The organism is Bacillus sp. 0102A (assembly GCF_036765155.1).
GTDB classification, from domain to species: domain Bacteria; phylum Bacillota; class Bacilli; order Bacillales; family Bacillaceae; genus Bacillus; species Bacillus subtilis_G.
In genome coordinates this window covers 413,140-432,018 of sequence record NZ_JBAIZW010000003.1, presented here as the reverse complement: position 1 = coordinate 432,018, position 18,879 = coordinate 413,140, and the positions used below count along the sequence as shown (strand labels likewise).

The following is an 18,879-nucleotide window of genomic DNA, read 5'->3' as shown; positions in this document are numbered from 1 at the left end:
ATGTTAGAAAAAGAATCCGCCCATATCGAGCGGAGCATTAGCCTAATGTGTGCGTACGACGATTCTCACTTCATATTTTTCCAACGTCAGGTCGCCTGATAATATTTCTCCTGTCATCATATCCTTCACACTCTGATCAAACGTGACCAGCTGCTTCTCTTCGGTAAAATTCATGACGAAAATATAATCATTGTGCTGATCCTGCCTCGCTTGTACGGAGACGCCTTTTCCATGCCGAACCGGAAAAACAGGAGAAAGAGACAGGTCTGTAATGAGTCCTTCATAGAAATCCCGCTGAAATTGATCCTCCAAACGCGCACCGATAAAATACGCCTTGCCCTGCTGATATTGGTGGCTTGTCACCGCTGGCGTACGCGCATAAAAATCTTCTTGATACACCGCTTCTGTTGATGCGGTCTTTACATCGATCACCGTTGCATAATCCTTCATTTCATATGTTTGGCTGCGATAGCTGACAGCATTTCGATCCTTCGGATACAGCGTGTCGGTTTCAAGAGGCTCCATTCCGAAAATGGCTTGCAGATCCTGAGGCCATCCGCCTGTGTACGTTAAGTCATGTTCATTCACAATCCCGCTGATATACGTCATGACTAAGGTGCCGCCGTTAGCCGTAAACGCTTTTAAACGAGAAATGGTGTCTTCGCTGATTAAATAAAGCATCGGGACGATCAGCAGTTTATATGATAAAAAGTCTTGTTCTTTTGTGATGACGTCGACAGGGATATCGTGTTCCCAGAACGTGCGGTAATGCTGCTGAAGTGTTTGCGCATAACGTTTTGTCGCCTTTGCAAAACCCTGAGCATCCTCGAGCGCCCAATGATTTTCCCAGTCATATAAAATAGCAGTTTCAGCGGGCCGGTTCGTTCCGACAACTGCGGACAGCTGTTCTAATGTCTCGCCGACTTTTGCCACTTCTTGAAAGACCCGATTTTTCGGGCTATTGTCATGATCGACAATCGCCCCGTGCAATTTTTCTGATGACCCGCGCGATTTACGGTATTGGAAATAGAGTACGCTGTCCGAACCGTGGGCAATCATTTGCATAGACGACAGCAGATTCATGCCCGGGCGCTTCGCCTTGTTGACGTTATGCCAATTGACCGCGCTTGGCGTACACTCCATTAATAAGAAAGGCTGCTGCTTTAGGCTGCGGTACATGTCATTGATAAATCCGGCCTTCATCGCCAAATCAGCTGTACTTTCCCAGTCATTGTGCCAGACCGGATAAGCGTCCCAGCTGATGACATCGACATGCTTCGCAAATTTGCTGTAGTCGAGGCCCTGATACGGAATCAAATCCGATGTGTCAGCCATAAAGTTCGTTGTAATAGGGATATCAGGCGTCAGTTCTTTCAGCGGGATGATTTCATTTTCATAAAACGAAATCGTTTGATCAGTGACGAACCGGCGCCAGTCTAAGTTCAAACCGTGCAAGCCATTTTCACCGATCGGCGAAGGGCTTTCAATTTGTGACCAGTCATTAAATGTATGGCTCCAAAAAGGAGTCCACCACGCATGGTTCAATGCCTTGAGGCTGTTGTCATATTTCGATTTCAGCCACACCCTGAAAGCATGCTGGCATTGGTCGCAGTGGCACTCTCCTCCGTATTCGTTGGAAATATGCCACATTAACAGCGCCGGATGATGGCCGTATCGTTCTGCTAATAACCGGTTGATGTGACGTGTTTTTTCACGGTAGACTTTAGATGTAAGGCAGTGGTTGTGCCTTCCGCCGTGCAGCTGTTTGACGCGGGAGGCATTGACCCGCAGCACTTCAGGATAGGTTTGTGACAGCCAGGCAGGACGGGCTCCGCTTGGCGTTGCTAATATGACCCGGCCGCCTATGCTGTGAATCCGTTCAAAAATATCATCAAGCCATTCAAATTGATACACGCCCTCTTCCGGCTCAAGCGCGCTCCATGCAAAAATGCCGACAGAAAATGTATTCGTATGAGAAAGCTTCATCAGCTTAATATCATCGGCTAAAATATCAGGCCGATCCAGCCACTGATCAGGATTGTAGTCTCCTCCGTGGAGCATGAACTTCGCTTTTGTAACGTACGTTTTTTCAAGCTTTGCCATTATTTTCTCCCCCTTATTCTCTTACCCTTTTGTTCCCCCAGCGGTTAATCCGGACACAAAATGCTTTTGCAGCATGATAAAGATGACGGCAACCGGTATGCTGATAAGCAGGGCTCCGGCTGCAAATGTTGTATAGCTGGCTCCCATGACATCATTCACTAAATTGAATAGACCTACGGGCAATGTATATGATTCAGGCGTTCTCAATATCGTTGAGGACAGCACAAAATCTCCGAGCGGGCCGGTAAAGCCGTTCATGGCAACTACTGCCGCCATCGGTTTTGATAATGGCAGAATGATCTGGAAGAAGATTCTTGTGCTGCCGGCCCCGTCAATCTTGGCGCTTTCGTCTAAATCCATCGGAATGGAATCCATGTATCCTTTCATCAAATACGTATTCATCGGGATCAGGCCGCCGATATAAAGCAAGATTAACAGCCAGTGGCTATTGATCATCCCCATGATTTGCGCCAACACAAACAAGGCGATTAAAGCCGAAAACTGAGGAATCATTTGCAGCAATAAAAAGAGGGTTAAAGCGTATTTCCTTCCTTTAAATCGAAAGCGCGAAAACGCATAGGCGGTAAACGTCACACAGATCAAAGATCCGGCCATCGTAAACAGGCTGATCTTCATTGAGTTGAGATACCACTGTACATATTGAAGGCTTTCTTCGCCCGCAAATAACTCCTTGTAATGATCGAAAGTCGGATGCTTAGGAATGATGGATGTACTGATTAAGCTGTTGCCGGGGTTAAAGCTTGCGCCTGCCGTCCAAAGGAGAGGATAAACAATGATGGCCGCCATACAGGCTAATAACAAGTAAGACAAAAGGAGACGAATACATTTTCTGATCTTCATATCTGCCAGCATGCCTCATGCCTCCTCTTTAAAAGACTTCGTCCGTCTGAACTGCCACAATGCGATAGAGATGACAAACACAGATAATAAAATCGTTAAAGCCGCGGCGAGTGAATATTGACTGGACTGCATTGTCAATTTATAAATCCACGAAACAAGGATATCTGTCCCGCCAGCTGTTGATCCGGTTACCGCCGGACCGCCGCCGTTGAATAGATAGATCAGATTAAAGTTATTAAAATTAAACGTAAACTGAGTAATGATAATTGGAGCCATAGCAATGAACACCATCGGAAGCGTGATGTATCTCAGCTTCGAGAAAACAGAAGCGCCATCAATCGTGGCTGCTTCATACAAATCGTCCGGGATGGACTGCAAGACGCCTGTTGAGACGAGAAAGATGTACGGAAACCCGAGCCATCCCTGCATGAGAATCAGCGCAAGTCTCGACCAATTGGCATCTGTCATCCATGGAAGAGGCTCTATGCCGAAGAAAGCCAAGATATCGTGATTCATCGCACCGAAGCTATCATTAAACAGCCCTGCAAAAATTAAAATCGTCACAAAACCGGGAACAGCCCATGGCAAAATCAAAATCGTCCGGAAAAAACGTTTAAAACGAATGTCTTTCTGATTGACAATAATCGCGAGAAAAATCCCCATACTGACTTGCAGTGTGGATGCAGCAAGTGTCCAAACCACCGTCCAAGCCAGCACATCAAAAAAAGTCGACCTCCAAATATCAACTGTGAAAATGTTTGAGAAGGTTTGAAAACCGACCCAATCAATTAATTTAGCAGGAGGCGAATGATATAAATCATAGTTTGTAAAGGCTAGTGCAAAGCTGAATAAGATGGGGAAGATCACGGCGAAAATTAAAATAAACAAAGATGGGCCGCTGACGACATAAGGGTAGCCATGAGAAATGATATGTTGGTATTGTTCCTTGAGGGAGCTCAATGGCTTGTTTTCATCGCGCTGTTTTCCGCTTTGAAACGCATCGCGAAGATTCACATAATACACCGCAAGGCCAAAGCAGGTCACGATTACAGCGATAATCCCTTCCGCCAGCAGAAACACGGAATGATCCCGCGGCACCTCTGTTCCCAACGTGAAAATTCCCCAAAACCCCATATTGAGCAGATCTCCAAAGACTGCAAAAAACGATGCGCCTAGGAAAAGAAAGACCAAACCTTTTATCCATTGCTTGTTATAAAATTGCCCCAGCCCCGGGATGATTGACAGGAACAAAGCGATTTGACGATGCTGCACCGTTTTCACCTCTCTCACAATACAAATCTAGCTTTCTCTTTATTTTCCGCTGTGCTTTGCCTTGATTTGTCCTTTAGCCGTTTCAGCAGCTTGATCCAATGCTTGTTTCGGATCTGCTTTTCCTGTTGCAATCGTCTGTAATGCTGAATCAGCCGGTGTCCATATTTCATTCATTTCCGGAATATTTGGTGTCAGCTCTGCGAAGCGGGTTTGTTCCGTAACAGCCCGTGCCGCCTCGCTTTTCATAATAGCCGGATCATTGGCTAAGGATTTCACAGCAGGAACTTCTTTCGTTTTTTCATAGCGTGTTTTAGCATTTTTTTCGTTTGCAAGAAAAACGGCTAATTCCTGCGCCAGCTCCGCATTCTTTGAAAACGCACTGACGTTGTAGCTTTTGACGCCGATAAAGGAACTCATGTTTTTCCCCTTTTCCAGTTCCGGCAGTTTCGTTATGCCATAATTGATTCCTGCTTTCGAAAAGGCGTCTACATTCCATGGGCCCGAGATAATCGCTGCGGCTTTTCCTTCTGTGAACAGTGATTCCAGCACGTTTATCCCTTGTTCTCCAATAATGCCTGCCGGGAATAAACCATCCTTGTAAAACTTTTGAATCTGCGCCGCACCTTTGACAGCGCCTTTATTATTGATCCCGATGTCTGACGGGTTATAGCTGCCGTCTTTGTCCTTTCCGAAAATATATCCGCCGTAACCGCTCATCACACTTTCCGCGTAATAAATTTGATCAAATAATGCTAAAAAGCCAAATTTGCTGCCGTCAGCAGTCTTTTTGGAATAGTCGTACCACTCCCCCAGCGTTTGCGGCAATTCCTTCTCTGAAATAAGATCTTTGTTGTAAAAAAGCACTGTCGTTTCGACCGCTTTAGGCAGCCCATAAAGCTTTTGATCTACCATTTGAGATTGGATGGAAGTGTCAGTGTAAAGCGATTGCGCGTCCTTTTCAACATGTAATTCCTTGAGTAATCCCTCCGTGACAGCCGTTCCGATTTGGTCACCGGGCATTGTTAACACGTCAGGCCCTGTGCCGGCCGGACCGTCCATCCGCAAATCTTCAATCTGCTGGGCATACGGTTTTTCAACGACTCTGACCTTCACTTCATACTCTTTTTCAAAGGCGGCAACGGCACCTTTAATGCCGATGCTCTTTTCTTTATCCTCCCACACGACAAGCTTTGACCCTTTTGAGCTTGGTTTGGTGCTGCCGCTTTCCTTTGGGCCGCAAGCCGCCAAGGATAAACTGACAGCCGCGCAGAGCATGAGTGCGGAACACTTTTTCGCCATTTTCATTGTTTGTCACCCTTTCGCTAGTAATGAAAGCGCTTTAAAAAATAATATAGCACGGATGAGAAAATATGTAAACAAACTATTTACTTCTATCAGTAAATCTTTTTACCAAATAAAAAATAGCTTAGTGTCCTAAGCCATTCTTAATTCATACTCTTTCTGACGATTAATTCCGCGCCCACATATAATGTTTTTACCGTTCTTCTCTTGTCCTGCACTTGTTCAAGCAGCATTTCAACAGCATTTTTACATAATTCATGTATATCAATATGAAACGTCGTCAGAGGGGGCGAGACATACTTTGCAAAGCTGATGTTGTTGATGCTCACAATGCTTACCCTGTTCGGTATGGCAACTCCCTTTTCGTTCAGGGCTTGCAGACAGCCAACTGCAATCGGGTCCGCCGCGATCAAAAAAGCCGTTGGAAGCTGATCGCCTAATGTGTCGATCGCTGCTGTCATCAGGCGATAGCCGTTTTCTACAGAGAACCCGCGATGACAGAAGATATAGCACTCGTCCAACAAGCCTTTTTCCCTCATATAAGATCTAAAGGTTTGTTCACGGATGTCCATTTCATCCTGATTGGTGTTCGGATTTTTGTATGTGCCTCCGATAAAACCGATGCTCTGATGCCCTTTCCTGCTCAGGATATTTACCGTCTTCCTTGTCATTTGAGCTAAATCGGGCCTTACCGAGTCAAAATGATCGGGATCAGGGGTTGAATCGATAAACACGCCGTTTTCAGTGAGATTTCTGAGAAAAGCCAGCTCTTCATCAGAAAATGTTCCGACGGCAATAAATCCTTCTGTATGTGCAGGAATGCTTTCGATTCTATCCGATATTTTATAAGTGGTCATATCGACATTAAATGCTCTCGCCAGTTTCTCTACTTCTAATCTCATCGTTTTAAAATAGACATCTTCTAATTCTTCTTTATCTGTCAGCCAATATAAAAACGCAATATGTTTCACTAGCGGCCTTACTGTTTTCTTACGGTAATTGAGTTTTTCCGCCGCTTCATAGATTTTCTCCCGTGTTTCATCAGGAACAGAAAGGCTTTCATCGTTATTTAAAACGCGGGAAACAGTTGAAATCGAAAATCCCGCTTCCTGTGCGATATCTTTAATTGTCGCCATTGCATCTGCCTCCATTATTCAGCTTTTATTCGTTTTAGTAAAATATTTTACTTTGTTTTTCACAAATGTCAAGTGCTGCTGCAAGCAAAAAGACTGAACCATTTGTGGCTCAGTCTCGGTTTTTCATTCGGCACCGGCAGAATTGCCCGGGAAATGAGTTGGTTATTGCACATTTTCCTCGAAATATCCCGAAAGCACATCTTCCACATTTGTTAAATGCGCCAGCATAGCAGCCTCCGCCTGCCCTCCATCCTGTGCAGCCACGGCATTGTAAATCCGTTCATGCTCCTCATAAAGCCGCTGAACTGAGGTCTTCTTGGAAAACAGCCAGATTTTCCGTGTTTCTCTCATCGTTTCCAGCAACAATGATGAAACGTGGTTCATCAGATGTTTGAGAAGATCGTTTTGGGAAGCGTCAGCCAGCGCCAGATGAAACGCGAAGTCTGCTTTCTCTCCAAGCTCTCCGTCGGCTTCAATGCTGCCCATTTCCTTTAACGCGGCATGAATTCTTTCGAGATCCTCTTCTGTTCTTTTTTCAGCCGCTAATGAAGCCACGCCGATTTCAAGCAGTTTTCTGACCTCGAGCAGCTGCTTGACGTCCTCTTTTTTCATAAGAAGGGCGGCTGAGAGCGGCTGAGAAATTTGATTGAGCTCAAATTCCTTTAGGTATGTGCCTTCTCCCTGTTTCATTTCGACAAGCCCCATCGCTTTTAGCGCGGAAAGTGCTTCGCGAACCGCTGAGCGGCTGACTTGAAAGCTTTCGGAAAGCGCTTGAACGGAGTCCAGTTTATCTCCCGGCTTCAATTCGCCGTTTTTGATCATGTCTAATAGTGCGTCCGCCACTTCTTCATATATTTTCTTTGTTTTAATCTGTTTGTATTTCAATGCAATTCACCCCGTAACTTGTAGGTCTGGCTGTTTACGATCTATTATACTCTGTTTTTGGGGGAGCCAAAAGATTTTGACAATTTTGTCAAAAAGTCTTGTACTTTGATTTTTTTCAAAATATAATGCTAGGTAACTGGTCTTATTACCCAGTCATCAGATGATCATACCACCATCTATAGAAAACGCTTACACACAACGCCAGTTTATGTTTCAAGGAGGGGTTTGGGATGCAATGGACACAGGCATATACGCCTATAGGGGGAAATTTGCTTTTATCAGCGCTTGCGGCACTTGTACCGATTATTTTCTTTTTTTGGGCACTCGCGATTAAACGGATGAAGGGGTATACAGCGGGCTTGTCCACATTGGGGATCGCACTTTTCATCGCTGTATTGGTTTATCGGATGCCGGCGGAAAAAGCGCTGATGTCCGCGACACAAGGAGCCGTATACGGGATTTTGCCGATCGGCTGGATCATTGTGACGTCTGTTTTTTTGTATAAAATCACTGTGAAAACGGGACAATTTGATATCATTCGCAGTTCTGTTCTCTCGATTACGGATGATCGCCGGCTTCAGGCGCTCCTGATCGCTTTCTCATTCGGGGCTTTTTTAGAAGGAGCGGCGGGCTTCGGAGCGCCGGTCGCCATTTCAGCCGCGCTGCTGGTCGGCCTCGGCTTTAACCCTCTTTATGCGGCGGGAATCTGTTTGATCGCCAATACGGCGCCGGTCGCCTTTGGCGCGATTGGGATTCCGATTACAGCCGTAGAAGGGCCGACAGGAATTCCGGCGATGGAGATTTCGCAAATGGTCGGGCGGCAGCTGCCGTTTTTATCCGTATTTATTCCTCTTTATTTACTCATCATCATGAGCGGGTTCAGGAAAGCCTTTGAGGTCTGGCCGGCCATTCTCGTTTCCGGTGTTTCCTTTGCTGTCGTTCAATACCTTAGCTCCAATTTTTTAGGGCCTGAGCTGCCGGATGTTTTGTCAGCGCTTGTTTCGATGGCAGCGCTTGCTGTGTTTTTGAAATGGTGGAAACCGAAAACAACATTCCGGTTTGCCGGTGAACAGGAATCGGCCGCAGCGATTGAAACGGCGAAAACGAGTCAGGCAGCGCCTGCATACAGCGGGGGACAGATTTTTAAGGCCTGGTCGCCATTTTTGCTGCTGACGGTGATGATTTCTGTATGGGGCATTCCCTCTGTCAAATCCGCGCTGACCGGGCATTATGAAGGCGCTTCTGTTTTCTTGAAGTGGCTGAATGGTATTGGAGAAAAACTGACTTTCGCCCCTGGTGTGCCTTTTTTGAACAATCAAATTGTCAATGCTGACGGTACGCCGATTGAAGCACTTTACAAGCTTGAGGTGCTTGGTTCGGCCGGCACAGCGATATTGATTGCGGCCGTGCTGTCAAAGTTCATCACGGCGATTGCATGGAAAGACTGGGGAGCTGTTTTTAAAGAAACGATCCAAGAGTTGAAGTTTCCGATTTTGACCATCGCTTCTGTCGTTGGTTTTGCCTATGTCACCAACTCTTCGGGGATGAGCACGACCCTCGGGATGACACTTGCGCTGACAGGTTCGATGTTTACCTTCTTTTCGCCTGTTCTCGGCTGGCTCGGCGTCTTCATTACCGGCTCGGATACGTCTGCCAACCTGCTGTTCGGCAACCTGCAGAAAGTCACCGCGTTATCAGTCGGCATGGACCCTGTTCTGTCTGTCGCCGCCAATTCATCAGGCGGTGTCACAGGAAAAATGATCTCGCCGCAGTCGATCGCGGTCGCGTGCGCCGCGGTAGGGCTCGCCGGGAAGGAGTCGGATCTTTTCCGCTTTACGATTAAGCACAGCTTGTTTTTACTGCTACTCGTTTGTATCATCACTTTTTTACAGCATCACGTGTTCAGCTGGATGATTCCAGCAGGATGATGCAGTATGAACAGTCAAGATTATCAAGAAATAAAAACAAAACTGGCAGATTGATGTTCTGCCAGTTTTATTTCTTAATATTTTTTTGATAATATCACCCACGAAGTGAAGGTCGTAATGATTGTTAAGGATATTAAAATCCTCATGATTTCAACTGCCGATAACGCCACTGCGCTGAACTGAATACTGAACAAGATCATTACGCAATAAATCAATACAGAATAAAGTGCGTACTGCATTCCTTTTTGCTTAATCAAGTTTGCTCTTTCATCTTTTTCTTTGAAATGCGGATAAATATAGCCCGCAGCAAAACTTAAATAAGACAGAGCTCCCCACATTAATAATTCAGTAAAGGAAACAGAATAAGTCACAATTTGAAAAAAAGCTTTCGTCAGTAAAATCATTGTGAATAAAGCGCCAATTATGAAGTAAACTTTTCGTAATGCCATGATTTTCACCTCTCGTTCTCATCTTCATAAAACATGTTTTCGACAGTTGTATGAAACGTTTTCGCGATTGCTAATGCCAGCGGCAAAGAAGGATTATATTTTCCTTTCTCAATTGATATAACCGTTTGTCTGCTGACGTTTAGCAGCTCAGCTAATGTATCTTGGGAATATCCATATTTCTTTCTGTATTCTATTAACCTATTTTTCAAAGGGATTACCTCTTTTTCCATTAATTGTACAATAAATTCATTATAACGTAAAGCTTGCTTTACAATTTGTGAATGTAGCACCGCAATTACGCAATAAAAATCCTCCCTTTTCTGGAGGATTTTATTTATACCGTTTTCTCGCTGCCGATGACGGAATGCTCATTTGATCGCGGTACTTTGCCACGGTGCGTCTGGAGATTTGAATGCCGTGCTGTTCATATAGCAAATCGGCAATCTTTTGATCTGAGAACGGTTTTGTTTTGTCCTCTTGATTGATCAGATCTTCAAGATGTGTTTTAACTGCATAGTTAGACGCATCTCCATCTCCTGAAGCCTCGGCCTTTGCTGAGAAAAAGAGTTTCATCTCAAATAGTCCGTACGGCGTTTGTAGCGTTTTTCCTTTGATTGCCCGGCTTACAGTTGATTCATGGAGGCTTAGGCAGTCGGCTATCTCTCTGAGAGTCAGCGGCTTCATTGCGCTTCTCCCTTTCAGAAAGAACTCCCTTTGCCGTGTGATCAGCTCATTGACAATTCTTGTGATCGTCTGTTTTCGCTGTCGCAGCGCGCGGCTCAGCCAGCGCCATTCCTGATATTTCGCAGATAAATAAGAGGCGGTATCCTGACAGGAGCCCGACGATAAAAGCGGTCTGTACTGCGAATGCAGTTCTATTTCCGGAAACGAGCGGGTATTCAGCTCCGCTGCGATGTGCCCGCTTTTCACAGAGATAAAAATGTCAGGCTCGATATACATATCTTGCTCTGGCCGGGCAAACAGAAGGCCTGGTCTCGGATGAAGAGCCGCGATGTCATCAGAGATATCTTGAATGGTATGAAGCGGAATCCCAGTCTCTTTTGAAAGCGCTTTCCAGTTTTTTTGCGCAAAAGCATCAAAATGAGCTGAAACAAGCATTTCCGCTTGCTCATTTCTGTCCGGCAGCCGCTGTAATTGAAGAAGGATACATTCCTGCAGAGATCTTGCGCCGATTCCAGCTGGCTCTAACGACTGGAGTTTTGCCAAAACAGCTTCCGCTTCCTTGGCCGAAACAGATAGGCGCCGGGCTGCCTCCTCCACCTCTTCTTCCAAGTACCCGTTCGAATCAAGCGAATGAATCAGATAATTGAAAATCTTTTTTTCGGAGTTTGTCAGATTCATATCGAGTGACTGCTGTTTTAACACATCCTGCAATGTTTTTTGCGGATCACTTAATTGAAGGCCGGCTTCCTGTGGATTCATCCTGTTTTTATTTGTTTTATGGTAAGATAGTGGCGGTGTGTCTGTTTCCTTTCGTTCAATAAGAGGGTTTTCCAGTGAGAGCTCATCAATGTATTCGGCGAGTTCTGCCGAATGATAGCCAAGCAGCGTGATGGCCTGCCTGAGCTCCTGTGTCAGTTGAGGCTTTAATACTTGTACTTGCTGAAGTTTCATATCCATCTTGCTCACTCCCCTTTCTTCATTGTACATGATTGAGATCACACCGTATACATTTATGAAAAAGGAGCTGCCAAAAGAATGTCTGAACTTTTTTCCGTCCCTTATTTTATTGAGAATTTAAAACAGCATATTGAAATGAATCCGTCTGAGGATAAAATCCATGCGATGAACAGCTACTACCGTTCCGTCGTCTCAACGCTTGTTCAGGACCAGCTGACGAAAAACGCGGTTGTCTTGAAACGGATTCAGCATTTAGATGAAGCGTACAATAAAGTCAAACGGGGAGAATCAAAATAAACCTTCCGCTCACATGTGAGCAGGAAGGTTTTCCTTCTTTGAGGCGTTCTGGATGAGTCGGGTGTTCGGTACTTCTTCCATCCAGGTGTGATAGTAATTGGCGTTTTTCCCGTAGGAATTATCAATAACCGTGTTTTCTTTTTGAAGAAGAGATGACAAGATGTGGCCGTGCAGCCTTGACGTTTCCACCGATTCGTAACGGCTGAAAAATCGAATCGCTTTTTTGACGATATAATCCGAGTATTTTTCCCATATATACGCGATGGGCAGAAGATTGCCCGCTTTTTTATTCAGGACGTTCAGCGTTTGCAGAAAAGCGATTGTCCGGCGGTCTGAAGCTGACAGCACCGTACGCCAGTCGTAGCTTTCCGCTTTTGCGTGTCCCTGAAGCTCCTTATTCGCTTCGTGATCTGTTCTGATAAATCTCAGCTTTTGATTGAACGGCTGCTGCGTGGGAACGACAGGAAACAACTGATGAGCCATATCAGGCAGAAGCTTAATGTGATTGCTTGTAAAATAAGCCTGCGCCGTAGCATAGGATGCTTTTTCCCTTGTGATGATATGGAGATTCGCATGTGCAGAAAATATCTCCGCCGTCCGTTTAAGATTGTCTTCGTTTTGAAAATAAATCGATTGCGGCAGGATCACGATTTTATGATTCGGATAGGTTTGGACGATTTTCTCTCTAAAGCCTTGATAATACGGATACAAATCCCCGAAGTTGCCGCCTCCCTGGCAGACGATGATGAGATTCGGATCCAGCTTTCGACCGACTGGAAAGTTGTCGGGATTCCAGCGTTTTCTGACCTGAATCCCATGTTCTTTAAAGAAGGCTTCTGTTCCCTTCATAATAAATAAATCCCCTACATTTCCGTATAGAGGATAATCGGCATAGATGATCTCGGATTGTTTCGGAATGACGTCGAGCAGCCCGGACAGTTTCTGTTTCAGGCTGATCATCGAATGCTTGCTGTCCATTTCTTCACCTCGCCAGTTTGGAATAAGTGTACGAGTACATCAATAACCCGGTCTTGCTCTTCTTCCGTCAGATTTGACCCTGATGGGAGACAGATTCCCCGCTTGAAAAGATCTTCGCATATGCTTCCTGTATCTTCATGAGCATAAAATAAAGACGGCTCAAACAGCGGCTGGGTATGGAGCGGCTTCCACAGCGGGCGCGCTTCAATGTTCTCTTCCGCAAGACGCTGAACCGCGTCATATGGGCTCAGCCCGTTATCAAGTGTAAGTGTGGTGAGCCAGCGATTGGATACACCTGCTGCATGTTCTGGCATAAAGCGGACTCCGTTTATGTGACCGAGTGCATTCTTGTATCTCGTGAAAATGGCCCTTCTTTTCTTCACCCGTTCATCCAGCACCTCAAGCTGGGCAATGCCCACGCCGGCCAAGATATTGCTCAGCCTGTAATTGTGCCCGATTTCGCTGTGCTGATAATGAACAGCCGGCTCACGTGCCTGTGAAGCGAGAAATTTTGCTTTTTCAATAGCTGCTTCATCATCTGAAACGAGCATCCCGCCACCTGATGTCGTGATGATTTTGTTCCCGTTAAACGAAAAAATGCCGAAGCGCCCAAATGTCCCGCTCTGCTTCCCTTTATAGACTGTGCCGAGAGATTCGGCTGCGTCCTCAATGACAGGAACTCCATATGCCTCACACAGGCTTACGATTTCATCCATTTTCGCGCTTTGCCCATATAGATTGACGGCAATGACCGCTTTTGGCAGCTTTCTGTTTCTTTTCGCTTCCTCCAGCGCTCTTTCTAGGGCTTGCGGCGACATGTTCCACGTATCAGGCTCAGAATCAATAAAGACGGGCACCGCTTTTTCATATAAAATCGGATTGGCGGTCGCCACAAATGTGAAGGACTGGCAAAACACGCTGTCCCCTTCTTTTATCTCAAGCAAACGCAGCGCCAGATGAATCGCCGCTGTTCCTGAGCTGACCGCCGCTGCCCCTTTTACGCCGACACGTCCAGCCAATTGCTCTTCAAATGAATTCACGAGAGGCCCAAGCGGCGCAATCCAATTTGAGCGAAAGGCTTCTGAAATATAGTGCTGCTCTCTGCCGCTCATGTGAGGGGGAGATAAATAGATTCTTTTATGCATATAATCATCCTTTGTTTTATGTTTGAATGGGAGAAATAATGCGCGCCGGGGCACCGGCCGCCGTTACCCTGTCCGGTACGGAACGGATCACCGCCGAGCCGGCGCCGACAATGCTCCAAGATCCGATTGTGAGCTGCGGTATGACATTTGCGCCGGTTCCGATGTGAGCGCCTTCCTGAACGGCAACCGCTCCTGACAGCGTGACACGCGGGGAAAGATGAACATAATCGCTGAGTTGATTGTCGTGCTCTGCCACTGCGCCCGTATTGATGATGCAGTGGGCGCCGATCCGCGCATCCGCCTGAATGATCGCGCCCGCCATAATGACCGTCCCTTCCCCGATGACAGCGGACTTGCTGACGATGGCTGACGGGTGAATCAATGTAATAAAATCTTCTTTTTTCAGTCCCAGCCGCTCCGCCAGGTGTTTTCTGACGCTGTTGTTTCCAATGGCGATCAGAAACATCACGTCGGGAACCAGCCTGCGCACGTCAGTAATGGCTTCCGGCGGGCCTGTGTACCACTCTTTTCCGGCTTCAAATGTTGGGAATTTATCATCCAGCACCGCGGCTAAGCGCGTATCTGACCGGGCGTTTATCAGCTCTCTGATCACCTTTCCGTGCCCGCCGTCACCCACAATGGCAACGTTTCTCATGAGGACACATCTCCTCTTCCTGTAAACCGTTCAGCGGTCACATGATTGGTTTGCTGAACCCCTTCTGAAACAAGCACTTTTCGCACCGTCAAACATAAAATTTTCAAATCGAGAAAAAATGACCGGTTGTCAACGTACCAAACATCTAATTCAAATTTCTTTTCCCAGGAAATCGCGTTCCTGCCGTTGATTTGCGCCCAGCCTGTGATGCCCGGCTTCACCTCATGGCGCCGGGCCTGCTTTTCTGTATAAAGAGGCAGATAGTCCATCAAAAGCGGGCGCGGGCCGACAAGGCTCAGATCGCCTTTTAAGACATTCAGCAGCTGTGGAAGCTCATCGATGCTCAGCTTTCTGATCAGCCTGCCCGTTTTCGTCAGCCGAACTTCATCAGGCAGCAGATTTCCTTCACTGTCCCGTTGATCCGTCATCGTCCGGAATTTATAAAGGGTAAACGGCTTGCCGTGCAGGCCCGGCCTTACTTGCTTAAAGAAGACAGGTGATCCTATTTTCAGCCTGACCACGGCGATGGTGAATAGAATGATGACACTTGTACAGCACAATAAAAAAATGGCGGCCGTCAGATCAAAAAGTCGTTTCAGGATCAAAGATTCACAGCCCCTTTCGTTTTTCGAAATCGTTTCAGTACCAACTGTCTTTCCTCTTTCGTACAAACAAGCGCAAACGCGAATATGGCGTAGCAGCAGCTGACTGTGATTCCCGCCGCAATCAGTGATGTCCAGCCGTCAATCTTCACAGCGAACCTGATTGCCTCACAGACCGCCCAGGCAAACACAGCCGCTGAAAGAGGCCCGATTATGCCTTTAAAAAACATGTGCTTTTTGTAGCCGGTCATGCGGGATACGTAAAGCGGCGTAAAAATGGCGTTTTTCAAAATAAGGGAAATCGCTCCGGCCAATGTAATGCCGTACAGACCGAGATGAGCCGGCCCGCTCAGTGTGACGGCCAGCACCACATTTAACACGCCTAACAGCAGGGTAATGATCGCCGGGGTTTTTTGTTTATTAAAGGCGGTCCAGATATAAAACAGCGGCATAAAGGCGAGACTGACCACCAAGTATCCGGCATGAATATATAAAATCGGTGCGATAGACGAAAAGGACGGTCCGAGCCAGATTGTCAGAAAAGGCCCCGCCAGCCCGCCCAATAAGGCAGCAGGAAGCGCAAGCAGAAGACCGTTCAGCCTCACTGCCTTGTTGGCGTAATTCACCAATCCGTCCATATCGCCTTTTGAATAATACGACGTCATGAGAGGCGCAAACAGAGATGCGACCGTTCCAGCCAAGCTGCGCAGCAGCAGCGGAAACTGGATAATCGCCGCGTATTTTCCGGCTTCAGACGCTCCCAGCACCAAATTGGCGGTTAATAGATCAATCTGCAAAAAAAGCAGGACGCCGATTTGATTGACTGAGCTCCATGTGCCCGCCTGAAACAGCTCTTTGCTTATGCGGAATGAAAGATCCTTCACCCGAAACGTAAACCACGGAATCAGCTTTTTAAAGAAATAGAAAGACAGCACAGCCGCGATGACAGCACCAGCTAAAGCGGCAAGCTGAATCTGCCAGATTTTAGGTGTTAAACATACAAACAAGAGCAGCACAGACAGCACGCGTACAAGCATTTGCACCGCCTGAATGGAGCTGGTGATGTAAAGGCGGTTGGCATAAAATGGGGCAGCACCGAAACCCGCCATCAGAAACGTTAAAATAAACAGCAGACTGCCGATCAAAATCGACAAGCGCACATCAGCCAAAAGCGCCTGCGGCACGTTCATGACCCGGTCAATAAAGAAAGCTGAACCCGCAAGAGGCAGCAAAAGAAGCAATGATATCAGAACAGAAGCCGCCAAATAATTGCTGATATACGCATTTGCTTTATCCCGCTCCCCCCGGTGTGCGGCGACAGAAAAAAACCGCACGACAACCGAGCTGAGCGCGACGGTGATGATCGAAAAGTAATTAATCACGTTTTGGGTCAAATGAACAAAACCGAACGCTTCCACACCAAGCGTTTTGACAATAAAAGGCGTCATCCAGACCGACAAGAAAACGGACAAGAGAAAAGCCGTGAGATTTGCGCTGAAGTTGATCGTGAATTTCATGCCTGCTTCGCACTGCCTTTCATCGTTCCCCGCTGCTCGAAAAACAGCTTGATGAGAAAAATGAGCCGCAATTTGCACAATCCTAATACCAAACGCTCGCCTCTTAGTAATTTCTCATGCTGAAACGGTGTATGTCTGACAGCCTGCCGCACCATATCATAGGATAAAATGTGTTTGATCTGCTTTTTAATGTCTTTCGGCGAATTTGGAGAAGCACAGGCGTTTGCCAGAAGCATCGGAAGCTGGTGCTTGCAAATGTACACATTCAAGTCTTCTTTGCATGCACCTGCTATACCGTAATGATTGTAGAATGCGATTTTCGCCTGATATTGCTTTTGTATATGTTCATCCATCGCCGGCTTATAAGGGATTTCTGTCAGGCTGTTCGGGTTTTCACGATAGATGTACAAGCCTTCATCCAGCATTTTCACCCGCTCCGCTTCGCAAAAAGCGGACAAATTGAAGGGAGAGTCTTCAGCAAAACGGATGTCTTCATCGAACATCAGATGGGCTCTCTCCAAAAGCTCACGGCGATAAACATAACGCCATACATACCAGATAAATCTCGTTTCGTGAGCATATTTGAGCCATTCAGCCATTTCAGGTTTTGTCAGCACTTGGTTTGTGTCAAGCTGCGGCGGCACATAAGTCCGCCTGTCCGCTGACTGCTTGTAAAAACCGCATCCAGCGATGTCGAGCCGGTGCTGTTCCGCTTCTTCAATCAACCTTTGGAACATGGCGGAAGATACATAATCGTCACCGTCCACAAAGCCGATGTACGTCCCCCGGGCGGCCTTTATTCCCGTATTACGCGCTGAACTCAACCCGCCGTTTTTCTGATGAACAACCCGGATTCTCGCATCCCGTTTTGCATAATCCTCTGCAATCTCGCCTGAACGATCCGGTGTTCCATCATTCACGAGGATGATTTCAATATTAGAGATCGTTTGACGAAGGAGAGAGTCAATGCACTCTTCTATAAATGGTTCAACGTTATACATTGGGACAATAATGCTGACGAGCGGGGTCATTGCGCTTCACCGCTGATTTTGTCACGCAGCCCTTTAAAATACACGTCTCTCGGAAAGCCGGAACGGATTGTTTCTTTTGTTAACAGCTCTTTTACTGCGACTGTCACGCGCTCCGGGTCCGGATGTTCAATCAGCTTCATGTATGGGATGTCTTTGAGCCATTGATAGCCTTCCATCACCTTGTGGTCAAAGGAGCGGATGACGACACACGGCGTTCCTGTCAGCGCGCAAAAAATCATGCCATGAAGCCTGTCTGTGACAACAGCTTCTGCACTTTGCAGCTTAGACCACAGCGCTTCAAGCTCCTGCTCACGGGAATCGCGGCTGACCCGGCGCCCGATCGTTGTCGTAAAGGCTTTAATGTCGCCGAATTCTTCAAATAGCGCAGCCTTCACATTGTTTCTCTCATCTTCTTGAAGCACGCTTTCCTGATCCTCGCGCAAACACATATAAACCCCTTCGCGCTCTGCGGGGGTCTTGCTTCTGTCTAAGTACAGCACCATATCCGGCTGCTTCAAAATCATTTTTTCTTGAAAATGCTGTTTCATAAATTGATACGTTGTTTCATCCCTGGCCATCAGCAATAGGCCGGGGTGCGCGTTATAAATTTTTTGCGCCCGTTTCAGCTCTTTGCGTCCCTTTTTCGTGTCGGAAAAATGAGCCGTTGCGGGAAGCTGGACAACTGGATAGTCATGAAATGTTTTAATGATGAAGCGGCGCGTCCACTCCTCATAACGGTATAAGTCCCCCATGTTTCCGCCGCCGATGATAAAGACCATGTCCGCCGGATGGCGCGAGCGGAGCAGCGCTTTTGCTGATTTATAAATGTCCTTCATATCAACCTCGACGATGTTAAAATCGGGGTATTCCTGCTCAAGAAATGCCTTGCTGGCATAAGCAATCGCGTGATCCCCCAAATTGTCATGGGACGGCAGCAGGGTCAGTATGATTTTTTTCTGATGTGCTGCGGCCTTGACCGGCTGATCGGCCGTACCCAGCCAATATTGGGACGGGTATTTGACCTTAAGCAGCAGCCATTCTGCAAGATTGATTTTCAACGATTGTAACGACATGTCC

General features: G+C 46.7%; 18 protein-coding genes. 2 read left to right on the top strand and 16 right to left on the bottom strand.

Annotation, left to right across the window (positions count from 1 at the left end):
- Positions 1 to 42: 42 nt before the first annotated feature.
- The 6 genes from ganA to lutR all read right to left on the bottom strand — a co-directional run bounded on the left by ganA (position 43) and on the right by lutR (position 7,559).
- A complete protein-coding gene (ganA, locus tag V6D41_RS10355; RefSeq protein WP_333518173.1) occupies positions 43 to 2,106 on the bottom strand; it encodes a beta-galactosidase GanA in 2,064 nt (687 codons plus the stop codon).
- 18 nt (positions 2,107 to 2,124) lie between these two features.
- Complete coding sequence (gene ganQ, locus V6D41_RS10350; protein WP_333518139.1) at positions 2,125 to 2,976, bottom strand: arabinogalactan oligomer ABC transporter permease GanQ; 852 nt, start codon at positions 2,974 to 2,976, stop codon at positions 2,125 to 2,127.
- Between the two features lie 3 nt (positions 2,977 to 2,979).
- Positions 2,980 to 4,236: an arabinogalactan oligomer ABC transporter permease GanP gene (gene ganP, locus V6D41_RS10345; RefSeq protein WP_333518138.1), complete on the bottom strand. Its 1,257-nt coding sequence runs from the start codon at positions 4,234 to 4,236 to the stop codon at positions 2,980 to 2,982.
- A 39-nt stretch (positions 4,237 to 4,275) separates the two neighbouring features.
- Positions 4,276 to 5,541: a sugar ABC transporter substrate-binding protein gene (locus V6D41_RS10340; RefSeq protein WP_333518137.1), complete on the bottom strand. Its 1,266-nt coding sequence runs from the start codon at positions 5,539 to 5,541 to the stop codon at positions 4,276 to 4,278.
- 140 nt (positions 5,542 to 5,681) lie between these two features.
- Positions 5,682 to 6,674, bottom strand: coding sequence for a galactan degradation operon transcriptional regulator GanR (ganR, locus tag V6D41_RS10335; protein WP_333518136.1), 993 nt, complete (start codon positions 6,672 to 6,674; stop codon positions 5,682 to 5,684).
- 162 nt (positions 6,675 to 6,836) lie between these two features.
- Complete coding sequence (lutR, locus tag V6D41_RS10330) at positions 6,837 to 7,559, bottom strand: L-lactate utilization/bacilysin biosynthesis transcriptional regulator LutR (protein WP_148962733.1); 723 nt, start codon at positions 7,557 to 7,559, stop codon at positions 6,837 to 6,839.
- A 230-nt stretch (positions 7,560 to 7,789) separates the two neighbouring features.
- On the opposite strand from lutR, the gene lutP reads away from it, so the two are divergent.
- On the top strand, positions 7,790 to 9,487 hold the full coding sequence (lutP, locus tag V6D41_RS10325) for an L-lactate permease LutP (RefSeq protein WP_333518135.1): 1,698 nt from the start codon (positions 7,790 to 7,792) through the stop codon (positions 9,485 to 9,487).
- A 74-nt stretch (positions 9,488 to 9,561) separates the two neighbouring features.
- Here lutP and V6D41_RS10320 read toward each other — a convergent pair whose 3' ends face one another.
- The 3 genes from V6D41_RS10320 to rpoN form a co-directional block, all read right to left on the bottom strand.
- The gene (locus V6D41_RS10320) at positions 9,562 to 9,936 is read right to left on the bottom strand and encodes a hypothetical protein (protein WP_333518134.1); all 375 of its coding nucleotides are present in this window, start codon (positions 9,934 to 9,936) and stop codon (positions 9,562 to 9,564) included.
- Positions 9,937 to 9,941: 5 nt separating this feature from the next.
- The gene (locus V6D41_RS10315; protein ID WP_087993534.1) at positions 9,942 to 10,145 is read right to left on the bottom strand and encodes a helix-turn-helix transcriptional regulator; all 204 of its coding nucleotides are present in this window, start codon (positions 10,143 to 10,145) and stop codon (positions 9,942 to 9,944) included.
- A gap of 121 nt (positions 10,146 to 10,266) precedes the next feature.
- Positions 10,267 to 11,577 carry an RNA polymerase factor sigma-54 gene (gene rpoN / locus V6D41_RS10310; RefSeq protein ID WP_333518133.1) on the bottom strand — a complete coding sequence of 437 codons (1,311 nt, stop codon included), beginning with the start codon at positions 11,575 to 11,577 and terminating at the stop codon, positions 10,267 to 10,269.
- Positions 11,578 to 11,655: 78 nt separating this feature from the next.
- Between rpoN and yvfG the strand changes: the two genes are divergently transcribed.
- The gene (gene yvfG / locus V6D41_RS10305; RefSeq protein ID WP_105953948.1) at positions 11,656 to 11,874 is read left to right on the top strand and encodes a protein YvfG; all 219 of its coding nucleotides are present in this window, start codon (positions 11,656 to 11,658) and stop codon (positions 11,872 to 11,874) included.
- 9 nt (positions 11,875 to 11,883) lie between these two features.
- Here the strand turns inward: yvfG and V6D41_RS10300 are convergent, their stop codons facing one another.
- Genes V6D41_RS10300 through V6D41_RS10270 form a run of 7 tightly spaced genes read right to left on the bottom strand, consistent with a single transcriptional unit; the run spans position 11,884 to position 18,875 of the window.
- Complete coding sequence (locus V6D41_RS10300; protein ID WP_333518132.1) at positions 11,884 to 12,852, bottom strand: polysaccharide pyruvyl transferase family protein; 969 nt, start codon at positions 12,850 to 12,852, stop codon at positions 11,884 to 11,886.
- Positions 12,831 to 13,997: a DegT/DnrJ/EryC1/StrS family aminotransferase gene (locus V6D41_RS10295; protein WP_333518131.1), complete on the bottom strand. Its 1,167-nt coding sequence runs from the start codon at positions 13,995 to 13,997 to the stop codon at positions 12,831 to 12,833. Before V6D41_RS10295 ends, V6D41_RS10300 begins: the two co-directional genes overlap by 22 nt.
- Positions 13,998 to 14,013: 16 nt before the next feature.
- Positions 14,014 to 14,652, bottom strand: a complete 639-nt coding sequence (locus V6D41_RS10290; RefSeq protein WP_148962726.1) for an acetyltransferase — start codon at positions 14,650 to 14,652, stop codon at positions 14,014 to 14,016.
- Positions 14,649 to 15,257 (bottom strand): sugar transferase, encoded by a 609-nt coding sequence (locus V6D41_RS10285; protein ID WP_148962725.1) that lies wholly within the window; start codon positions 15,255 to 15,257, stop codon positions 14,649 to 14,651. Before V6D41_RS10285 ends, V6D41_RS10290 begins: the two co-directional genes overlap by 4 nt.
- Positions 15,254 to 16,771: an MATE family efflux transporter gene (locus tag V6D41_RS10280; protein ID WP_333518130.1), complete on the bottom strand. Its 1,518-nt coding sequence runs from the start codon at positions 16,769 to 16,771 to the stop codon at positions 15,254 to 15,256. The genes V6D41_RS10285 and V6D41_RS10280 overlap by 4 nt, the downstream gene beginning before the upstream one ends.
- Positions 16,768 to 17,802 carry a glycosyltransferase gene (locus tag V6D41_RS10275; protein WP_333518129.1) on the bottom strand — a complete coding sequence of 345 codons (1,035 nt, stop codon included), beginning with the start codon at positions 17,800 to 17,802 and terminating at the stop codon, positions 16,768 to 16,770. The genes V6D41_RS10280 and V6D41_RS10275 overlap by 4 nt, the downstream gene beginning before the upstream one ends.
- Entirely contained in the window at positions 17,799 to 18,875 is a 1,077-nt protein-coding gene (locus tag V6D41_RS10270) for a polysaccharide pyruvyl transferase family protein (RefSeq protein ID WP_333518128.1), read from the bottom strand. Before V6D41_RS10270 ends, V6D41_RS10275 begins: the two co-directional genes overlap by 4 nt.
- Positions 18,876 to 18,879 lie beyond the last annotated feature (4 nt).